The 19,211-nt window shown below is 68.1% G+C and carries 21 protein-coding genes and 1 pseudogene; 16 read left to right on the top strand and 6 right to left on the bottom strand.

Annotation, left to right across the window (positions count from 1 at the left end):
- Positions 1-4: 4 nt before the first annotated feature.
- On the top strand, positions 5-1,297 hold the full coding sequence (locus M878_RS71710) for a PP2C family protein-serine/threonine phosphatase (RefSeq protein ID WP_023549280.1): 1,293 nt from the start codon (positions 5-7) through the stop codon (positions 1,295-1,297).
- 60 nt (positions 1,298-1,357) lie between these two features.
- On the opposite strand, the gene M878_RS71705 is transcribed toward M878_RS71710, so the two are convergent.
- The 3 genes from M878_RS71705 to M878_RS71695 all read right to left on the bottom strand — a co-directional run bounded on the left by M878_RS71705 (position 1,358) and on the right by M878_RS71695 (position 2,954).
- Positions 1,358-1,696: a DUF2516 family protein gene (locus M878_RS71705; protein WP_425347935.1), complete on the bottom strand. Its 339-nt coding sequence runs from the start codon at positions 1,694-1,696 to the stop codon at positions 1,358-1,360.
- A gap of 109 nt (positions 1,697-1,805) precedes the next feature.
- A complete protein-coding gene (locus M878_RS71700; RefSeq protein ID WP_023549278.1) occupies positions 1,806-2,399 on the bottom strand; it encodes a hypothetical protein in 594 nt (197 codons plus the stop codon).
- A 78-nt stretch (positions 2,400-2,477) separates the two neighbouring features.
- Positions 2,478-2,954, bottom strand: a complete 477-nt coding sequence (locus tag M878_RS71695; RefSeq protein ID WP_023549277.1) for a helix-turn-helix domain-containing protein — start codon at positions 2,952-2,954, stop codon at positions 2,478-2,480.
- A 263-nt stretch (positions 2,955-3,217) separates the two neighbouring features.
- Between M878_RS71695 and M878_RS71690 the strand changes: the two genes are divergently transcribed.
- A complete protein-coding gene (locus M878_RS71690; RefSeq protein ID WP_023549276.1) occupies positions 3,218-4,300 on the top strand; it encodes a MerR family transcriptional regulator in 1,083 nt (360 codons plus the stop codon).
- 284 nt (positions 4,301-4,584) lie between these two features.
- On the opposite strand, the gene M878_RS71685 is transcribed toward M878_RS71690, so the two are convergent.
- The gene (locus tag M878_RS71685; RefSeq protein ID WP_023549275.1) at positions 4,585-4,956 is read right to left on the bottom strand and encodes a VOC family protein; all 372 of its coding nucleotides are present in this window, start codon (positions 4,954-4,956) and stop codon (positions 4,585-4,587) included.
- 341 nt (positions 4,957-5,297) lie between these two features.
- Between M878_RS71685 and M878_RS71680 the strand changes: the two genes are divergently transcribed.
- From M878_RS71680 to M878_RS71655, 8 genes are all read left to right on the top strand, one after another.
- A complete protein-coding gene (locus M878_RS71680; protein ID WP_031225467.1) occupies positions 5,298-6,071 on the top strand; it encodes a TnsA-like heteromeric transposase endonuclease subunit in 774 nt (257 codons plus the stop codon).
- A 68-nt stretch (positions 6,072-6,139) separates the two neighbouring features.
- Positions 6,140-7,690, top strand: a complete 1,551-nt coding sequence (locus M878_RS71675) for a DDE-type integrase/transposase/recombinase (RefSeq protein ID WP_023549273.1) — start codon at positions 6,140-6,142, stop codon at positions 7,688-7,690.
- Between the two features lie 85 nt (positions 7,691-7,775).
- Complete coding sequence (locus tag M878_RS000000100070; protein ID WP_023549272.1) at positions 7,776-8,132, top strand: hypothetical protein; 357 nt, start codon at positions 7,776-7,778, stop codon at positions 8,130-8,132.
- Positions 8,123-9,169, top strand: coding sequence for a TniB family NTP-binding protein (locus M878_RS71670; protein WP_023549271.1), 1,047 nt, complete (start codon positions 8,123-8,125; stop codon positions 9,167-9,169). Before M878_RS000000100070 ends, M878_RS71670 begins: the two co-directional genes overlap by 10 nt.
- On the top strand, positions 9,166-9,843 hold the full coding sequence (locus M878_RS71665; protein ID WP_023549270.1) for a hypothetical protein: 678 nt from the start codon (positions 9,166-9,168) through the stop codon (positions 9,841-9,843). The genes M878_RS71670 and M878_RS71665 overlap by 4 nt, the downstream gene beginning before the upstream one ends.
- Positions 9,844-9,922: 79 nt before the next feature.
- On the top strand, positions 9,923-10,369 hold the full coding sequence (locus tag M878_RS71660; protein WP_023549269.1) for a DUF6228 family protein: 447 nt from the start codon (positions 9,923-9,925) through the stop codon (positions 10,367-10,369).
- On the top strand, positions 10,366-10,839 hold the full coding sequence (locus M878_RS48475; RefSeq protein WP_023549268.1) for a hypothetical protein: 474 nt from the start codon (positions 10,366-10,368) through the stop codon (positions 10,837-10,839). The genes M878_RS71660 and M878_RS48475 overlap by 4 nt, the downstream gene beginning before the upstream one ends.
- 32 nt (positions 10,840-10,871) lie before the next feature.
- Positions 10,872-11,243 (top strand): hypothetical protein, encoded by a 372-nt coding sequence (locus M878_RS71655; protein WP_031225465.1) that lies wholly within the window; start codon positions 10,872-10,874, stop codon positions 11,241-11,243.
- Positions 11,244-11,395: 152 nt separating this feature from the next.
- Here M878_RS71655 and M878_RS48470 read toward each other — a convergent pair.
- A pseudogene (locus M878_RS48470) lies at positions 11,396-11,815 on the bottom strand (methyltransferase domain-containing protein); the annotation flags it as partial.
- Positions 11,816-12,468: 653 nt separating this feature from the next.
- Between M878_RS48470 and M878_RS71650 the strand changes: the two are divergent.
- The 6 genes from M878_RS71650 to M878_RS71625 all read left to right on the top strand — a co-directional run bounded on the left by M878_RS71650 (position 12,469) and on the right by M878_RS71625 (position 17,313).
- The gene (locus M878_RS71650) at positions 12,469-13,116 is read left to right on the top strand and encodes a hypothetical protein (protein WP_023549264.1); all 648 of its coding nucleotides are present in this window, start codon (positions 12,469-12,471) and stop codon (positions 13,114-13,116) included.
- Between the two features lie 50 nt (positions 13,117-13,166).
- Complete coding sequence (locus M878_RS71645; protein ID WP_023549261.1) at positions 13,167-14,195, top strand: hypothetical protein; 1,029 nt, start codon at positions 13,167-13,169, stop codon at positions 14,193-14,195.
- Positions 14,196-14,213: 18 nt separating this feature from the next.
- A complete protein-coding gene (locus tag M878_RS71640; protein WP_023549259.1) occupies positions 14,214-14,522 on the top strand; it encodes a hypothetical protein in 309 nt (102 codons plus the stop codon).
- A 17-nt stretch (positions 14,523-14,539) separates the two neighbouring features.
- Entirely contained in the window at positions 14,540-15,136 is a 597-nt protein-coding gene (locus M878_RS71635) for a hypothetical protein (protein ID WP_031225462.1), read from the top strand.
- Positions 15,137-15,226: 90 nt separating this feature from the next.
- A complete protein-coding gene (locus tag M878_RS71630; protein ID WP_031225461.1) occupies positions 15,227-16,579 on the top strand; it encodes a putative T7SS-secreted protein in 1,353 nt (450 codons plus the stop codon).
- The gene (locus M878_RS71625) at positions 16,576-17,313 is read left to right on the top strand and encodes a hypothetical protein (RefSeq protein ID WP_023549253.1); all 738 of its coding nucleotides are present in this window, start codon (positions 16,576-16,578) and stop codon (positions 17,311-17,313) included. The genes M878_RS71630 and M878_RS71625 overlap by 4 nt, the downstream gene beginning before the upstream one ends.
- Positions 17,314-18,162: 849 nt before the next feature.
- On the opposite strand, the gene M878_RS71615 is transcribed toward M878_RS71625, so the two are convergent.
- Positions 18,163-19,211, bottom strand: a 1,049-nt coding sequence (locus M878_RS71615) for an aminotransferase-like domain-containing protein (protein WP_023549250.1), incomplete at its 5' end; no start/stop codon positions are given.

Raw genomic sequence — 19,211 nt, 5'->3', positions numbered from 1 at the left:
AGAGATGCCCGTACCCGTACCGCGGCAGAGAGCGATCCCGGCCGTGGAGAGTGGTCAGGCGCAGGCCGCCTCCGCAGTCGGCGGCCCCCTCAAGGAAGAGGCCCACCGCGACGCCACACCCACCGGCACCACTCTCACCCTGCTGCTGATCGAGGACGATCCGGCCGGCTCGCCGATCGTGCCCGATCTGCTGGACCCCGCCGGCAAGCCGATCCGCGTGCGCACCGCCCGCAACCTCACCGAGGCCGAGCGGCTGCTCACCGACGACGTGCACTGCATCCTGCTGGACCTCGCGCTGCCCGCGCCCGGTGGCAGCGACGCGGACGACGAGCTTGCCGTGCTCCGGCATGTGCTGAGGCTCGCGCCCCGGCACGCCGTGCTCGCACTGACCGGCTCCGGCGACGCCGAGCGCGGCACCGAGGCCGTGCGCGTGGGCGCCCAGGACTATCTCTACCGGGAAGAGCTGGACGGCCGGCTGCTCAGCCGTGCCATCCGGTACGCGGTGGAGCGGAAACGTTCCGATACGGCCGAGCGGCGGCTGGCCGAGGGCCGGCTGCGCGCGCAGGAGAACCGCCGCCTGGAGCGCGGGCTGCTGCCCACGCCCCTGCTGGACGGCTCCGCGCTGCGCTTCGCCGCCCGCTACCGCCCCGGCCGTTCCCGGGCGCTGCTCGGCGGCGACTTCTACGACGCCGTCCGCACCCCCGACGGCACCGTGCACGCCATGATCGGCGACGTCTGCGGCCATGGCCCGGACGAGGCCGCGCTCGGCGTGGAGCTGCGCATCGCCTGGCGTGCGCTGACGCTGGCCGGGCTGTGCGGGGACGAGCTGCTGGGCACGCTGCAGCAGGTGCTGGAGCATGAGCGGTCAGACGAGGAGATCTTCGCGACGCTGTGCACGGTCGATATCGCGCCGGACGGCCGGAGTGCGGGCCTGTGCCTGGCCGGGCACCCGGCACCGCTGCTGGCCCGTCCCGGGCGGCTGGCCGGGCTGCTCCCCTACGACAACAACGGACCCGCCCTCGGCCTGCTGCCGGGTGCCCGCTGGCCGCGGATGCAGGTGGAGCTGGGTGCCGAGTGGAGCCTGATGCTCTACACCGACGGGCTGATCGAGGGCCGGGTCGGTCAGAGCGGGGAGCGGCTGGGGCAGGACGGAATGGTGTCGATGATCCGCCGGCAGCTGGCTGAGGGGCTGCGGGGGGAGACGCTGTTGCGGGCCGCGGTGAGTGAGGTGCGGGATCTCAATGGGGGCGAGCTGACCGACGACGTCGCCGTTGTGCTGCTGGACCGGACGTCGTAATCCGGGGGCTCGCCGTGGGGGTCTCCTCGCCTTTGCCAGGGTGGCCCCGCGACATACCCCTCAGCGGCCGCCGTTGTACGGGCCGTAGGGGCCGTCGCTGCTGCTCCCGCGGCCCCGGCGGCGGAAGCCCCTGCCGCCCGAGACCTGCTGGAGGGCGGGGCGTACGTCCACGAAGAAGACGATCGTCGCGACCAGGCCCGCCAGCTGCAGGAACAGCATAGGGACGAAGAGGTTCACGGCGACCGCGATGCCGAGGATGATCAGCCAGAAGCCCTTGTTCTGCTTGTCCGCGGCGCGGTACGCGTCCACGCGGAAGATCGCGGCCATCACGAACGCCACGATGGCGAGTGCCAGCATGGCGGTGAAGATCAGCCACATCAGTCCGCCGACTGCCGTCATCAGCACAATGCCCACCACCTGAGTCAAGTCGTCCGTACAGCCACCGTACCCGTACAACGGGCCGGACACCCCCAAGGTGCCCGGCCCGATGTCATCTCCCCGGTCCCGCTCACTTCGCCGGAGGGGTCGTCTTCTTCGCGGTGGTGGTCTTGCGGGCGGCCGGGGCCTTCTTGGCCGCCGGCTTCTTGTCCGCGGCCTCGGCCTCGGTCTCGGCCGGCTTCGGCTCGTCCTTGACCGCGACCGGCTCGGGCTTGCCCTCGACGACGACCGCGAAGTCCTCGATCTCGTCGGCGGCCTCGCCGCGCCATGTCCGCACGGTCTGCTCGCCGTGCTCGGCGACCTTCTCGTAGGTCTCGCGGGCCTTGACGGCGTACTCGGCGGCGACGCCGACGCCGCGCAGGGCGAGGTCCTGGGCCTGCTCGCCGAGCTTCTTCAGGTCCACGTCGAGGGTGCCGAGGAACTCGTTGACCTTGGCCTGGAGGGTCTCCTGCGCCTCCTTGGCACGGGCGGCGGCCTTCTCCTGCACGGCCTTCGGGTCGGTGTGGCGCACGGCGTCGATGCGGGCCGGGGCCTCGGCGCGCAGCTGCTCCACCAGGGCGGGCACCTTCTTGGCCTGCTGCAGGGCGAGGTCGGCCGTACCGGCGGCGAAGTAGAGCGGAGTCGGGTCGCTGAGGGTCTTGCGCAGGTCGTCGGTGATGGCCATCGTGATCAGGTCCTCCCGGATTCGCGTTCGGCTGAGGTTGGTGTGGTCCGCGGTGGGGCGGCCGGCGCCCTGGTCCGGTTACCCGGCCGTCCGCCGCGGACCGGCATCGGTATCGCTCACGTCGGCCGTACCGGTGTCGTCGGTGTCCGCACCCGCGTCCTGTGCCGGGTCGCCGGCCGCCTCGTCCGCGTCGGGCTCGCCGCCCCCGAATCCGTTCTCCTTGCGGAAGGACTCGTAGATCTGGAGCAGCACCTGCTTCTGCCGCTCGTTGAGCGAGGGGTCGGCGAGGATGACCGCACGCGTCTCCGCCTCGTCGCGGTCGCGTTCGGCATCGAGGATGCCGGCGCGGACGTACAACGTCTCGGCGGAGATGCGCAGGGCCTTGGCGACCTGCTGGAGCACCTCCGCGCTGGGCTTGCGCAGCCCGCGCTCGATCTGGCTCAGGTACGGATTGGACACCCCGGCGGCGTCGGCGAGCTGCCGCAGCGACAGCTGGGCATTGCGCCGCTGCTCGCGCAGGTACTCACCGAGATTGCCGACGTTCAGCGATGCCATGCCTCTACCTTGCCCCACTCCCGCTAACAATTGCAAGCGACCCGCTTGCAAAAGTGTTCGCGGGGGTGAGACGAGTGGGGCCGACGGGCCTAACTGTCCGGTCTCTGCGATGTGTAGGCAGTCCCGCTCTTCTGTGGGCATGTGCGATTGCGTCCCGGTCATGTGTAGGCAGGGCCAATCAGACCCTTGGTTGACCTTCACCTTGGGGGAGCCCACAGCATCAGTGGGGCCGGGCGACGTGCCCGGCACGAGGAGGAACGAGCATGGGGTTGCTGACCATTGGGGCGTTCGCGAAGGCGTCCCGGCTGTCGCAGAAGGCGCTGCGTCTTTACGACGAGCTCGGCCTGCTGCCCCCCGCCCGCGTCGACCCGGTGACCGGCTACCGCCTCTACGCACCGGAACAGCTGGACCAGGCCCGACTGGTCGCCTGGCTCCGCCGCCTGGGAATGCCCCTGGCCCGCATCCAGCACGTCCGCACGCTGAATGCAGACGCGGCAGCCCAGGAAGTCCGCGCGTTCTGGGCCCAGGTCGAAGCTGACACCGCCGCACGGCGGGACCTGGCCACCTTCCTCATCGACCACCTGTCACGGAAGGACCCCGCCATGTCCCCGACCGCCAAGCCCCTGGGAATCCGTTACGCGGCTCTTTCGGACACGGGCCTTGTCCGCGAGAGCAACCAGGACACCGCCTATGCCGGACCGCGCCTGCTCGCCGTCGCCGACGGCTGCGGCAGCCAAGGAGCCCCCGCCAGCGCAGCCGCCATCGACGCGCTCAAGCACCTCGAAACCGACAACATCCCCGCCGGCAATCTCCTCAACGTCCTCGAAGACGTCATCGAACAGGCCCAGCAGGCCGTGCACGACATCGCCGAGAACGGCTCATCGCCCGAAGGCACCGGCACGACGCTCACCGCGATGCTCTGGACCGGATCACAGCTGGCACTGGTCCACATCGGCGACTCCCGCGTCTACCTCCTGCGCGAGGGAGAACTGTTCCAGATCACCCACGACCACACCATGGTCCAGTCGATGGTCGATGAAGGACGCCTCAGCCCGGAAGAAGCCGCCTCCCACCCCCAGCGGTCACTGTTGATACGCGCCCTTGGCCAAGGAGCGAATACCACCCCCGACATGCGCCTCCACGACGCCCAGCGGGAAGACCGATACCTGCTCTGCTCCGACGGCCTGTCGACCGTCGTGCCGACCCAGGACATCCACCGAGCGCTCTCCGAGATCAGCGAACCCGAACTGGCCGTCCGCGAACTCATCACGCTCGCCAACGGCTCCGGCGGCCCCGACAACGTCAGCTGCGTAGTCGCCGACGTCCCTCTGGAGCTCGAGCAGTAGGAGCGAGCGGCATGCACTTCAAGTTGCACCAGCTCCGCTCTCAAGAACTCATCCGCGAAGCCGACGAATACCGACTCGCCCAACAAGTCAGGAGAGCCGCATCGGCTCCCCGATCCACGTCGGGCAGCGCATCACGACCGACTCCACGACGCCCCTGCTGGCTGGCCTGGCTCCGAGGGTGAACCATCATGCTGCCTGCAGTCGAGCGGGACACCGACCGCCAGTCTCTTCACTCAACCTTAGGCGCCAGAGCCGCCGCTATGGCGTCCGACACAGGACGCCAGTCAGCGCGTGACGATGCAGAAGGGATGCCCAGCAGGGTCGGTGAGGACCCGCGCCTTGTCCCCGTGCGGCTGGTGATCCGGCTTGCCCGCACCCAGCTTCAGTAGCCGGGCCTCGGCCTCGTCCAGGCTCTCCGCGACCTTGAAGCAGATGTGAAGCTGCTGAGGAACGGTCTGGCCAGGCCAACTCGGAGCCCGGTAGTCCTCGACCCGCTGGAAGCCGATGAAGAGTCCGTCCTCACGGTTGAGACCGGCGAACTGGGCGTCCGACTTCGGGTGTGGTTCAAAGCCGGTGGCCTGCTGATAGAACGCCGCCAGAGCCAGCGGATCAGGGCAATCAAGTGTTATCGCGACCAGTTCCATCTGCAGGGGCATGAGACCTCCGAGCCGATCAGTGGACTTCCGTGCACGCCGCAGAGGCGGCTGCCTACTGTTGAGCGGGACGGGGAGACTGCCTTCGTTCCGCTCAACCGTAAGCACACCAGGTCAGAGCCCCCACCATGCCAACAGTTATCTGGGACAGGACACTAACGCGGTCCAACGGGCGAGTGACCTGTCTCGCTGAAGGTGGGCCAGTCTCGGTCTATCTGAGTCATCTGGTCTTGCGTCCCGGTCGACCTGGGCCATCTATCGATCCGTCTCGCTCTTTCTGAGCCACTGCCGTGCCCGGCTCCCTATGGTCGTCGTACGTGGTCAGTGCCGGGCGGGGGTGGCTGGTGGAGCCTGAGGACTACTCGCTGGAGTACGTCGACGCTCGCGGTGAGCTGCAGGGGCCGCTTGGGGTGATGTGGTCGACGCGTTTCGAGGCTGCCAGGCAGGTGCGGGCGTTCCCGTCGTACCGGGGACAGCGCAACTTTCCCGGCTGGTACTGGGCCGCCACCAGCGGCGAGTTGGTGGGCTTCGAGTCGTGGGTGGAGCTCGGTCATCTGATGCGGCTGGACTCCGAGCCGGACGTGGTGGCCGTCGCGTCACAGCCGTTCCGGCTCTCATGGCGACCGGGTGACCAGGCCCGCCGAGTCAGTCATACGCCGGACTATTTCGTGCGCCGTCGGGACGGGTCCGCCGTGGTGCTGGATGTGCGCCCTGATGACCGGATCGAGCCCGAGGATGCCGTGAAGTTCGCGGCCACGGCGGCGGCTTGCACGGTGGTGGGCTGGGATTTCGAGCGGGTTGGTGTGCTCGATCCGGTGTTGGCGGCGAATCTGCGCTGGTTGTCGGGCTACCGGCATCCGCGAGTACGGCGCGAGCCGGTGGTGGCGGGGTTGCGGGCGGTGTTCGCCCATCCCCGTGGCCTGCTGGCCGGGGCTCGTGCGGTGGGCGATCCAGTTGCCGTGCTGCCGGTGCTCTTCCACCTGCTGTGGTGTCGGGAGCTGGCGGTGGATATGGAGGCCGGGCTGTTGTCGGCGGCGACGACGGTTCGCCCGGCATCCGCAGTCGCGGAGGAGGCGAGTGGAGATGCCGGCGCGTCCGAAGCTGCTGTCGCTGGGTGACCGGGTTCGCTATGACAGGCGGGAGCACACGGTTGCCGCCCTGCACGGCACTTCGGTGCAGCTGGTCGATGATGCAGGCCGCCAGTGTCGTGCTTCTGGGGCATCTCCTGGCGTCCGAGGGGTTCGCCGTGCTCGGCACTACGTTGAGCCGCCCGCCGTTGCCGGAGGCCGGGGTGCTGGAGGGCCTGCCGGAGGAAGCGGTGGAGCGGGCCGAGTGGTGGCGCAGGCACCTGACCGAGCTACTCACCGGCCACCCGGACGGCGGTGCCGGCGCCTTGGTGCGGGCCGAGTACGACCCGGTGGTGCACTCGCTGCGGCAGCGGGAGCTGACCAAGGTGGCCGAGCTGCGGGCCGCTGGTGAGGAGGTGGGGCTGAGCACGCTGCGCCGGATGCGGTCGCGTTTCGAGCGCGAGGGGGTGGCGGGCTTGGTGGACGGCAGGATGCGCAGGCCGGCCACGGGCACGGGCCGGGCCGATCCCCGGGTGGTCGACGCGATCGCGAGGGTCGCGGGCAGCCGCATCGATGAGCCGACCGTCTCCGCGCAGGTGCTGCGGCGCCAGATCGAACGGCTCCTGGTCGCCGAGCACGGGGCCGGAACGGTCCGGATGCCGTCCAGAACGGCGTTCTACCGTCTGCTGGAGGCGGTCACGTCCGGGCAGCACCTGTTCGGATCCGCCCGCACCCGTCGCTCGCTGGGCAAGCAGCCGAAGCGGATGTTCGGACAGCTGACGGCGGCCCGGCCGGGCGAGGTGATGGAGATCGATTCCTCGCCGCTGGACGTCATGGCCATCCACGACGACGGGACGGTGGACCGCTGCGAGGTGACCGGGCTGGTGGGCCTGGCGACCAGGACACTGTCCGCGGTGGTGCTGCGGCCGTCGACGAAGGCCGTGGATGCCGCCCTGCTGCTGGCCCGCGCCACGACCCCGGAGCCAGTACGACCGGGCTGGTCCGACGCTCTGCGCATGTCGCGATCGGTGCTGCCTTTCGCCTCCTTGCTGCCGCTGGACGAGCGGCTGGACAAGGCCGCCGCGGTCCCGGTGATCGTTCCGGAGACGGTGGTCTGCGATCACGGCAAGGCGTTCATCTCGAACAACTTCCGCAACGCCTGCCTCCACTTGGGGATCTCGTTCCAGCCCGCGCATCCGGACACACCGACCGACCGGCCGCACATCGAGCGGACGCTGGGTTCGGTGTCGACGATGTTCGCCCAGTACGTGGCCGGCTACACGGGACGCAGCGTCGAGACGCGGGGCAAGGCCCCGGCCGCTCAGGCCGTCTGGTCCATCCACGAGCGCCAGGAACTCCTTCAGGAGTGGATCGTCGTCTGGCAGTCCAGGCCGCACGACGGGCTGCGCGACCCCTTGATGCCGGACCGGCCGCTGAGCCCGAACGAGAAGTACGCCGCGCTGGTGTCGGCGGCCGGATACGTCCCGGTCGCGCTCAGCCCGGAGGAGTACATCCAGCTCATGCCGCGTGAATGGCGGGTCATCGGCCGCAGCGGGGTGCGGATCAACAACCGCACCTACGACGCACCGGCGCTCACCCCCGTTCCGGCGGCAGCCCTCGGGCGCGGGCCCGGACGGCAAAGGCTGGGCAGTCCACTACGACCTCTATGACATCTCCTGCGTCTGGATTCGCAACCACCACGACACGGGCTGGATCACCGCGACCTGGCGCCGCCTGCGCACCACTCCCGTCCCGATGGGCGAGCTGGTCTTCGACCGGGCCCACCAGATCCTGCGGGAACGAGGACAGCGCAAGCCGGACGAGGAAACCGTCGCCCAAGTCGCGGAGGCCCTGCTGGACCGGGCCGGTGACGGCCCCGACCTCGGTTCTGGCCGCAGGCCGGCGGACAAGAGCCGGTCGGCACGGCGGCGCGACCGCAAGGTCGCCGCCCGCACACGGGCCACCAGCGAGCCCGCCTGGCCCCGGTCGGCACCCGAATCACAGCAGGAGCCGGAGAGCGTGTCCGCGGATGAGGAGGACGGCGGCGAGCTTGCCGACGTCGTCCCGCTGGAGATCTTCGACGCGCGCAAGGAGGCCGAGAAGTGGTGGTGAACCCCGCAGGGCCGGCGGGAGAGAGCGACGGCCTGCCGGACGACTGGACCGATCCCTCCACCCGGCTGGAGGGCTGGCGGCGCTTCGTCGAGACCGACCCGGCTGCCTTCGAGCTGCTGCCCGATCAGCAGTGGCAGGCACTCTCCCCGGCCTCCCGGGCCCCTTACGACGAGGCCCGGATCGCCTACCACTCCGAGCTGCAGGTCGTGCGCACGTCCACGGTCAAGGAGATCGCGCATCAGGGACGGCTGCTGACCCTGCTCAACCAGCGGGAACACGGCGCCCGTCGCGGGATGATCGTCTCCGGCCAGTGGACGACCGGGAAGACCACGGCGCTGAAACAACTCGGCCGCACCCACGAACTGTGTGTCCAGCAGCGGTATCCGGGCAGCGACCGCATTCCCGTCGCCTACATCACCGCCCCGCCCAAAGACTCCCCGCGCAAACTCGCCCTGGAGTTCGCCCGGTTCCTGGGCCTGCCCGTGATCAACCCGCGGCACAACACCATCGATGTCACCAGCGCCGTCTGCCAGGTGATGATCGAGGCCCGCACGGAGCTGGTACTGGTCGACGAGATCCACCTGCTCAACCACGCGACCACCGTCGGCGAGGACCTCTCCGACCACCTGAAGTACTTCACCGAGCACCTGCCGGCGACCTTCGTCTATGCGGGCATCAACATCGAGAAGTCCGGGCTGTTCACCGGGAGCCGCGGCAAGCAGCTCGGGGGCCGCTGCATCCTGGTCCGCACCGGTGCCTTCCCCCGCAACACCGAGTGGCAGGCCCTGATCGCCTCGCTGGAGAGCACCCTTCGCCTGCACCGTCACACGCCCGACACCCTGGCCGGTCTCTCGAAATACCTGCACCAGCGAACCGGCGGCATGATCGGGAGCCTCTCCCATCTGATCCGGGCCGCGGCGATCTCCGCCATCCTCGACGGCAGCGAGCGCATCACCAAAGCCTCCCTGCGCAACATCCGGATCGACCACAACAGCGAGTCGGCTTCCCCGCCTGACGCAGACAGGGAAGCGGGGTGAACATGCCGTTCGAGGCCGTCGTCTTCCGTCCGCTGCCGCGTCCGCTCAAGCCCTTCCCGCAGGAGACCGAAGCCTCGTTCCTGGCCCGCCTCGCCACGGCCAACGCGATGCCCGTCCAACGCCTTCAGCGGCCGTCCCACTGGCTGGAATCCCGTCTGGACCCGGTCGGCCGGCTCAGTGTCATCAGCGGACAGCCTCGGACCGCGATCCGGTACGCGATCCCCCGCTGGGAGCGACAGGCGTGGAACATCCCGCAAGGTCCCTTCGCCGCGACTGCCCGATGGGCGTGCCGGCGCTGTGTTGCCCGCAGGACCGGCACCCCCGGCCAAGGCGTCATGGTCTGGATGTCGAAACACCACGACCAGGTCTGCATCCCGCATCGCCTCTGGATCGGCCGGGCCGTCGAAGCCCCCGCCAACCAGTTCGACCTTGCTGATCTACCGGAGATCGTCGCCGCCCAGAAGCGCCACTACCGGCTCCTTCGCCGCTACGGTCCCGACGTGATCAACGTCTGCTACGAACAGACCTCCCGCTTCTGGACCACCCTCCTACAGCACGGCTACCGGATCAGCGACCTCACACAGCGGCTCGCCCGGCTCCAGCCCGGCGACTCCCCAACGAAAGCTCCCTCCGCACCACCGCCAAGCCGTGGTTCATCCATCAGCTCCGCATGATCGCGGACACCATCGAGGCAGCGGCAGCCCCCGGGAATCATGGTGACTGCAGTCTTGGCCGTGGCCTAGCTTGACCCGCATGACCTACCCGGACGCCGAAGAAAGCGGCGTGACTCTCCGCTGCCTGGACAACCGCGCTGTCGGAATCCGGTTCAGCGATCGGTCTCTCGTTGATGCCGACTGCGCACACTACGCCGTCGAGCTCTGGGCTCCCGGCCTGAGCTCGCGCGTCGACGGGGTGGTGGCCTGGATCCGGGATGCCGACCTCGCGTCGTTCCTGGACCGCCTCGTCGCGGACTTCCATGGCTGGGACGGTGCACGGACCTGGCACACCATCGACGAGGACCTGGCCCTATCGGCCGTGTTCCGCTCAGGCGGGCACGTCGGACTGACCTGGACGCTCCGTCCTTGGCGCACCTTTCCCGGGAGTTGGAAAGCGTCGGCCACCATCTGGCTCGAGGCTGGCGAACAGCTCGCTGCCGCGGCATCAGACATCCGGCACTTCCTGGAAGGGAATCCGTCGTGACGATCGGCCTGCGCATTGCCTGGCGCCTCGACGGACACGGCTGGGCTGACTGCACGGTCACAGACCGCCAAGCGGTCGTCGTGCTAACCGCCTCCTACATCACGAGCGCGCCGGAAGAATTCCTGACCGCGCTGGCCCGGCTGATCGCCGGCGAGACGGAAACGCGAGCGCAGTTCGAGGCCGAGCCGACCGCCTATCGATGGATCTTCTACCGGGAAGACGAGCGCGTCTGGATCCGGATCCTGGAACTCCGGGACGGAAGCGACCACGACAACAAAGGCACCGAAATCTGGTCGAGCCGATACGCCATCGACGAGCTGGCCCGCGCCGCAATCCACTGCTTCGACGACGTCGCGCGCACCTACGGCGAGAGCGGCTACCGCGGCAAATGGGGCGAGCACTTCCCCCACACCGAACTCGAAGCCCTCAGACGACTCTGGAACGACGGTCGGCATCTGCACGGTGCATAGCCGGATCCGCGCCAGACCTGCGAAGGAGACCGATGAGGCAGATCAGGGAAATGAGCGAGCGTGAGTACTTCGCCTGCCTCGGCCGGCGTCCCGGCATGTTCGTCGGCACAGCCTCGTCGTTCCACCAGCTGACCGCCTTCCTCACCGGCTACGACCAGCACGCGATGCGCCACGGCGGACAGGGACTCACAGGCTGGCACGAGTGGCTCGTCGGCGGCCGCGGCCGCAGCTGCAACCATGCCTGGCCCGGACAGGTCCTGCATATCGCGCTCCCAGAGGGCTGGAACAACATCGCCGACCTGCCACCCAAGGACGAGAAGCACGCGATCAAGGTCCTGTTCCAGCTTCTCGACGAGTTCGCCGCCGAACGCGAGGCAAGTCCTGGCGCTCAGAACTCAGATTGAGCGAGACGCCAGCCGCGCCTCCGTCTCGCTTAATCTGAACTACCACTGGTCACAGCCCCGACGTGGTCCACCTTCAGCGAGACGGGTCAGATCGGTTGGCCAACTTGAGCAGCCCTGTTGGCCAACCTGTGCAGCTGGACGGGAAGCGTCGCTCAGCGCTGGCAGCAGGAGTCCACCGAGGCTGGCGTCGGGGTCGGGCCGGAGTTGGGCGCGGGCTTGACCGCGCGGACAATGGCGGAGTGCATGCCGTCCGCGACGGAGCGGGTCGGGGTGATCTCGATGTCGGTGAATCCGGCAACTTCGAGCCCGGCGCGGTATTCAGCGAACGACAGGGCTCCGGCAATGCAGCCGACATAGTCGCCGCGTTCGGCCCGCTGAGCGGGCTTGAGGGTGTCGGCGGCGACAACGTCGGAGATGCCGATCCGGCCGCCGGGCCTGAGGACGCGGAAGGTCTCGGCGAAGACGGCCGGCTTGTCGGTGGACAGGTTGATCACGCAGTTGGAGATCACGACGTCGATCGTGTCCGCGGGCAGGGGGATGGCTTCGATGGTGCCCTTGAGGAACTTGACGTTTCCGGACCGCCACGTTGGTCGGGCTCCGCTAACTTCGTATTAGGGTTGTCAAGCGATCCCGCTGGTAGTTGGCGTACAAGCGAGTAAGGCACATGAGGCAAGTACGAGGCTGGGGCTGACTGGCTACCTTGGCTGTGCAGGTGACGAAACGCCATCGATCGGTCTGATCCTGCCGTCCGCCTGTGTGAGAGGCCGCACGATCCGTGGCGGTCCCGGGAGTGCGAGCCAACGGAATGGGCACAGGCGGGGTTGTCGAGGAAGCCTGCCACCCCAGGTGCCTGCGCTGTGCCGGGAACGTTTGCGCAGACTGCGGCGAGCTACCAGCGGAAGACGGAATCGGGGGAGGCTTTCTGCCATCCGCGCGCGCAGCGGGCGCCGAGCCGTGCTGTGCCGTACGAGCCGTGTGAGGGTTCCGGCGGGTACTCGGAATTGGGTGTCTTTCGGCAGTCCGGGACCAAATACGTCGCAGCTGAGCCAGCCTCACCAGGCGCGCGTGCTGCCCAATCCGATGCTGGGCAGAGCAAGAGTCACCAGTTCCTCTGATGACATCTCTCGGTTCATGCGATCTTGACGCAAACCCCACTGGTGGCATCGCGCACCTCATGGGTAGCGTCAGTCGGATTGAGTTACCCCCACCTACACGGGAGTCCACAGTGAACCGCCGCGCCCGGCTCGTTACGGCCGCGCTCACCGCGTCTGCCGCGCTGCTGCTGAACGCTTGTAGCTCGGGAGGGGGTAGCGGGGCATCCTCGGACAAGATCAAGGGCGTGGACGCGGGGGCGAGTAGTAGCCCGTCGACCTCGGCCTCCGGGACGTCCGACGTGAAGCGACCGGATGTCACGCTGCCATCGACCTTCACGATGAACTTCGAAGGCTGGACGAACAGCGACCCGAAGCTGCAGGCAATCATGGATGATGGCAAGGAAGCTCTGCGAGCGGACCACGCAGCCATCATCGAGGCCGACCCGAATGCAAGCCCGGTGGCCTTCTACAACGAGGGCGCTGCTCTGGACTCAGTCCGCACGTGGGTAAAGGGCTATGCGAAGACGGATGACAGCCTGGTAGGCAAGGTCAGGGTCTTCGACTCTCAAATTCAGGTGAACGGCCAGGGATTTGGTGTGCTCTTCTACTGTGTGGATGAAGGGAAGGCGTACACCAAGAACCGGAAGACGAACAAGCTCGCGGGCACCCCGACGGGCACCAGCCCGTACCTCCAGTACCGGACCACGTTGGAGAAGACCTCCCAAGGGGTTTGGAAGACGCGATCGGTGCAGACCGAGCGGGGAGCGTGCGGGCAGTGAGGGGCGCACGCAAGGGCCTGTGCTTGTTGTCTGCCTCATTCGTCGCTCTGATGGCATCTGCCACCGCGGCGTACGGCTACGGCGGGGGCGGCGACGTGTCTCCCAGCCCGCCTGCGCAGAAGCAGCCTTCCGGTGACGCCTCCGGCAGCACGCTGACCGCGGCGGCCACCGCGACCCGCATCAAGGTCACCCAGATCAGCGGCGGTACCGGCAGCTCCGCCAAGCCGCTGGCCCCAGTGGACCCCAATTGGCAGCCGCCGGCGTGCTGGTACGAGCCCGTGGCCACCCCCCAGCAGCTCAAGGACGCCGTCAGCCGCCTCAAGAAGAACCCCAACGGGGACCTGGTGCCCGTCACTCCCTCTCTCAGCTGGGGCGAGCAGCTGATGGTGGACCACTACGAGGAGGGTAAAGCGGAGTTCGGGAGCGGATCGGGCTACACGAACTACAACCTCGGCAAGGACGGCATGTTCTGGCGCGGGGTGATCAACCCGAACAGGCGGAACGACATCGCTTCGGCCGACTGCGAGCAGACCCTGTTCTGGCAGAACGCTCGCACCCTGCCGAACGACAAGCACGCCCCCACTCCCGACGTCCTCGCCGCCTACGCCTACAACAAGATCAATGTTCCGAAGACCGAGGTCGAGCTGAAGCCCACCGTCAAGTCCACGGTGAATCTTCCGACCTGGGTGTGGTTGGACAAGGCCAAGTTTCAGCCGGTCAAGGTCCGCGCCGAGCTGCCGGAAGTCGGTGTGTGGGCGGAGACAACGGCGAAGCCCATCGCCCTGCACCTGGACCCGGGCACGTCCGACGCCGAGACGTACCCAGCCTCTGGCGACTGCACGATCAACGCCGACGGATCCATTGGCGCTCCCTTCACCGCAGGCGGCGCGAACAAGACCCCGCCATGCGGGATCACCTACTTGCGAGCCACTGCCGGCCAGCCGTACCAGCTGAAGGCGTCCATCACCTGGCAGATCAGCTGGAAAGGCTCGGGCAACAGCGGTGGAACCCTGCCGGACGGAACCTTCGACGGCACGCAGAACATCACCGTCCAGGAAATCCAGGCCATCAACCAGTAGCGCGCAGGGGGGTATCACGTGTCATTCCTCAGGTTCTACGGCGACGAAGTGAAAGAGATGGCCCGCACGCTTGAGAGCAGCGGGGGCCATATGAAGAGTGCATCCAAGGAGATGCAGCGGGCCGACGCGAGTCAGCTCGGGCACGATGAGCTTCATTCCGCGTGCAATGATTTCTCCGACTCCTGGCACTACGGGTTCGGGCAGCTCTCCAAAATAACCAAGGGTATTTCCAAGTTCGCCAACAAGGCATCCGAGGAATTTCACAAGCTGGACGTGAAGCTCTACGAGGATCTCAAGAAGAAGTCCCAAGAGCACCGCAAGAACTAGAAGGTAACCAGCGTTCCATGCCACTCAGAAATCCACTGGCCGAGCTGCGGGATGCGGTGGCCGCCGGACGGGACCAGTACGACCTGCGACTCGCTTCTCCCAACTTCCATAGACTCGCCGCCTATGCCTATGTAGCAGAGCAGTTCGGCTACCGGTACATGGGAGCGGCCCCGGGCACTAGTACCTTGAACCAGCCGCTACTGGTCTTCCGGCGAGCTGAGGACTTGCGGGCCCGTGCCGCGGAGACGCTGGCCCGGTACCCGCATTTTGCGGAAGGCGGCCCGCTGCCAGGGATGGCCCCAGGGAAGGGGCTCCACCCCTCGGGAGAGGCCAAGGGCGAGGTGAGTCTTCTGCATTCCCGCTTGGTCGTGGATGCGGCTAGGCGATACAGCAGGAGGGTCCTGAGGAACCTGGTGTCGGTCCTGGTCCTCATGGCTATCGTGTTGTTCTTTCCCGGCTACACCGTTCAACACGTACTCGTGGCGGGCGGCATCTGGCTGGGGCTCTTCGCTCTCTACCTCATCGGCCTCGTCGTGAGTCGTCTCAGGCTCGCCAAGCATGGCGCCCGGTTGGCGGCTGCTGGAATCTCGTGGCCCCCATCGGGTGAGGCGTGACGCCACTCCCGAGGATTGCGGAACAAACATCCGTTGAGGTACCGAACGGACAGGCGCGGCTCCAGCGTGAGTCGGTGAGGGGGATTCCATATGGCTTCTGACGCATATCCGCATCTTGGTTTCGATCCGGCACCCGGGGACCTCGAAGCCACCAGGGCTTTGACGGCGGCCGTCGGACGCGTCGTGAACGGCAGTGACCAGGCCAAGACCGAGCTGCACAAGATGGGTACGGCGGACGGGGTGTGGGTCGGGAAATCAGCGGATGCGTTCACCGATACGTATGCGAAGGTGCCGCCGTATCTTCAGAAGGCTCTGACCTCCCTCGGCACCGCGCACCGCGCTCTCACCTCGTGGGAGGGCCAGCTGGATGGCTTCCAGGCGCGTGCCCGGCGCCTGGAAGCGGAGGCGGCGGATGCGGTCGGCCGCGTCAGCTCTGCCCAGTCCGCGGTCGACTCGCTCCCCACGTCCACCGACGGCATGACGGACAAGGAGAAGGAGCAGCACGAGAAGGACACCAAGGCCAAGAAGGGCTCGCTCGACACGGCGAACGCCGAACTCGAGGCCGTGCGCAGTCGCGCGCACGCCCTCAAGACCGAGCACGGGCAAGCCGCTTCGGCCACTGCACGCCTCGTCAAGGGCGCGGCAGACGATGCGCCCCCCAAGCCCGGCTGGTTCGACAAGGCGATGCATGCGGTGGCTTCGTTCGTCGAGGGCGCCTGGGACACCATCACCGACCCCAACTTCTGGAAGCTGATCGGGGACATCCTGGCCGATGTCGCCCTGGTTCTCGGTGTTGCCTGCCTGATGTTCTCCGGACTCGGTGAGATCGCGTTCGCCGTCGCGGGGCTGGCTCTGCTCTTCCATGCTGCCGCTAAACTCGGCGGCGCCGACGTGTCCTGGGAAACCCTCGCCTGGGACGCCGTCGGTGCCTTTCTCGGCGGCGTCAGCCTGCTCGGCGGCCGCTTGGCCCAAGCCGGTAAGGCCTTGATAACGGCGGGACGCGAGTTGCGCATGTCGTCCGGATTCGTGAGTGCGCTCAGTAAGATCCGGTTCGGCAATCTCTTCGGCGGCCTGAAAGGAATTCCCAGCGGGGTCGCCAATTCTGCTCGCGGCTTCGCGATGGCAGGCAAGGGCTGGGTCTTCAAGACCGCAGGCACCGCGATCGACACGACCGCCACCTGGACGGGGGCCGCCCTGGGGATCGGCTCCAACATGCACGACGGAACCTGGAGCAACGGCCGCTGGACAGACGGCAAGTGGGAGATCGGAGATGTCCCCATTGTCGGACCCTTGGTGAACTACTTCGACCCGCCTGCGGCTACGCCCCAGTCCGCACCAGCCGGGCCGCACCAGCCCGTGTTCGATCCGTCCTCGGCGCTCGCCTCCTCGGGCAGCGCCTTCACCAAGCACCTCGACCCGTCGCAGATGGGGACCGCCGCGTGAGTATCTCCGACCAGGACAGAGCGGGCACCATCGCTCCGAGCACCACTGCCCCCTTCCGCTACGCCTTTCACCATTCGGTGCCCGACGAGTTCGTCCAGCTTCCCGAGCCCACCTCCTCCGAGGGCTGGCGCGAAGCCATGGAACAACTCTTGCCGGGAGCCAGCGAAGAAGAACGCGAGGCCGCGAGCAAGGGGCTGCGTGGCCCGCTCCCCCTGCTGACAGACCGGGCGAACGTGGTACTCACCGCTATGTGCATCGGGACGGAAGACGTCGGCGGCGAGGAGCGGCTGTCCATGGGACTCCTCGCTGTGACCGTGCGTGCCAGCGAACACAGCCCGGCAACACGGCTGTTCACCGCCGAAGGGATCTATCAGGCCACCGCGCAGAAGGTGTTCTCCGGTGTCCCGGAGAGGGATCTCCAAGAGCTAAGCTTCCCCCTGGGCGAGGGGCTTCAGGGCCCCGAGGACATGGTCCTTGCTGCCAAGCTACCCTGCGGGCCGGCCGTCATGACTACCTCGCTGCGCAGCATCCAATACCCCACGCCCGAGCCCGGGTTGGCCACCCCGCCGCTTCCCATGGCAGTCCTGGAACTGGTCATCCCGGCGCCGCACAGCTACTGCGTATGCGTCACCATCACCACCCCCTCGGTGTTCCTGCTCGACTCGTACAGCGCCCGTCTGGCACACATAGGCCGGACGTTCAGCTTTGGTGATCCTCCCTCCGATCCGGACTGAACGTCCGCGCTTCTAGATCCCCAGCAGCATCATGAAGCCGGTCAGTGTGGAGGAATTCGGAGAGTGATCGGTCCGGCGGCAGAAGCCCCGCAGACCGAAGGAACGGAACAGCGGCGGCAAGCCCATGCAGGCAGACGGCGAAGCCAGGCAGCGGCCCGTCAGGCGGCCGAGGACCGCGACCGGGCTGTCGACTTGGAGTAGGGCACGCTGCAGCTGCTGTCGCTGCCGCAACGCGGTCAAGCAGGAAGCGCTGTTCCTCCAAGCTCTCGAACCCGTGATGGTGCCCGGTGAAGAGCATGTACTGAAGCCCCGGCCGATGCCGCTGACGCGGCCGCCAGCTGAACTGCCGCACCGGCTGTGCCCGCGACAACGGGACCGTACCGAGATGCGGCAGGCTGCACACCACCTCCGTACCGGCGATCCGCCACTCCGCCGACCACCGGTCGCTCACTGCCAGTGCGGAGCACTCCGCAGTGAAGTCCTCGAAAAGATCACCCACCACGCAGGACTGGGACCACAGCCGATCGCCGCGATAGCACTGGGACAGAGTCGTTCGTACGCATGGTTCCAGAGCGCCAGAACAGGCCCCAACCCGTCACTAGCCCCCGTCCAGATACCACTCGTACAGGGCTGAAGCACCTTGTTTCACCTGTACCGTCGGGCCTGGCCAACTAAGCTGAAAATTTTGGCCATCCGCTGTGCTCAGTCACAGGGGTGAGACGAGTGGGGCCGACGGGCCTAACGCGGTCCAACGGGCGAGTTCTGCCCGGTCGTTCAGGCGGGTCAGCTTGTGCCGGTTGCGGATCACGAAGACACCGCCCGGTTCGCGGATGTGACACCCGGACCGCGTCAGTCGGTGACGAGGTCCTCCGGGGCGGTGCGGGCCACTTCGGCGAGGGTGCAGAGGGCCTGGGCGAGGACGTCGGGCGGCGGTGTGGCGAGGCCCAGGCGGACGGCGTTCGGGGCGTGGCTGTCGCCGACGGTGAACGCGGCCGCCGGTACGACCGCGATGCCGTGCCGGGCGGCGGCGGCCACGAAGGTGTCCGCGCGCCAGGGCCGCGGGAGGTCCCACCAGGCGTGGAAGGAGCGCTCGTCGCTCCGTACGGCGAACCCGGCCAGGCACCGGGCCGCAATCTCCTGCCGTACCGTCGCCTCCCGCTGTTTGGCGGCCACCAGCTTCCGTACCGTGCCGCTGCGCTGCCAGCGGTGGGCGGCCTCCAGGGCGAAGCGCAGGGGAGCCCAGCCGCCCGCGCGCAGGGAGGTGGTGACCGCGGCCGTCAGGGCCGGCGGGGTGATCGCGAAGCCGAGGGACAGGCCCGGGGCGATGCGCTTGGAGAGGCTGTCGATCACGACGGTCCGCTCGGGGGCGTACGCGGCGAGCGGCGGGAGGTCGTCGCACAGGAACGCCCAGATCGCGTCCTCCACGGCGGGCAGCCCGAGGCGCAGCAGCACCTCGGCGAGCTGCTCGACACGCTGCTCGGGCATGGTGAGCGAGAGCGGGTTGTGCAGCCGCGGCTGGACGTAGACGGCGTGCAGCGGCGCGGCCGCGTGGGCCTCCGCCACCGCCTGCGGGACCAGGCCGTCCTCGTCCATGGCCAGGGGGACGAGGGTGATGCCGAGCCGCGCGGCGACCGCCTTGACGAGCGGGTACGTCAGCTCCTCGACCCCGAGGCGGCCGCCCGGCGGCACCAGGGCGGCGACGGCGGCCGAGAGGGCCTGCCGGCCGTTGCCCGTGAACAGGATCCGCTCGGGGGCGGGGGCCCAGCCGCCGCGGGCGAGGATGCCGGCGGCCGACTCCTGGACGGCGGGCAGCCCGGCCGCGCCGACCGGCCGCAGCGCCTGCCCGAGGGCGTCGGGGCGCAGCAGCGCACCGAGCCCCTCGGCGAGCAGCGCGCTCT

This window comes from Streptomyces roseochromogenus subsp. oscitans DS 12.976 (assembly GCF_000497445.1).
Lineage (GTDB): Bacteria > Actinomycetota > Actinomycetes > Streptomycetales > Streptomycetaceae > Streptomyces > Streptomyces oscitans.
Note: the sequence above shows the minus strand (reverse complement) of the source record. Positions and strands in the feature narration are given on the sequence as shown.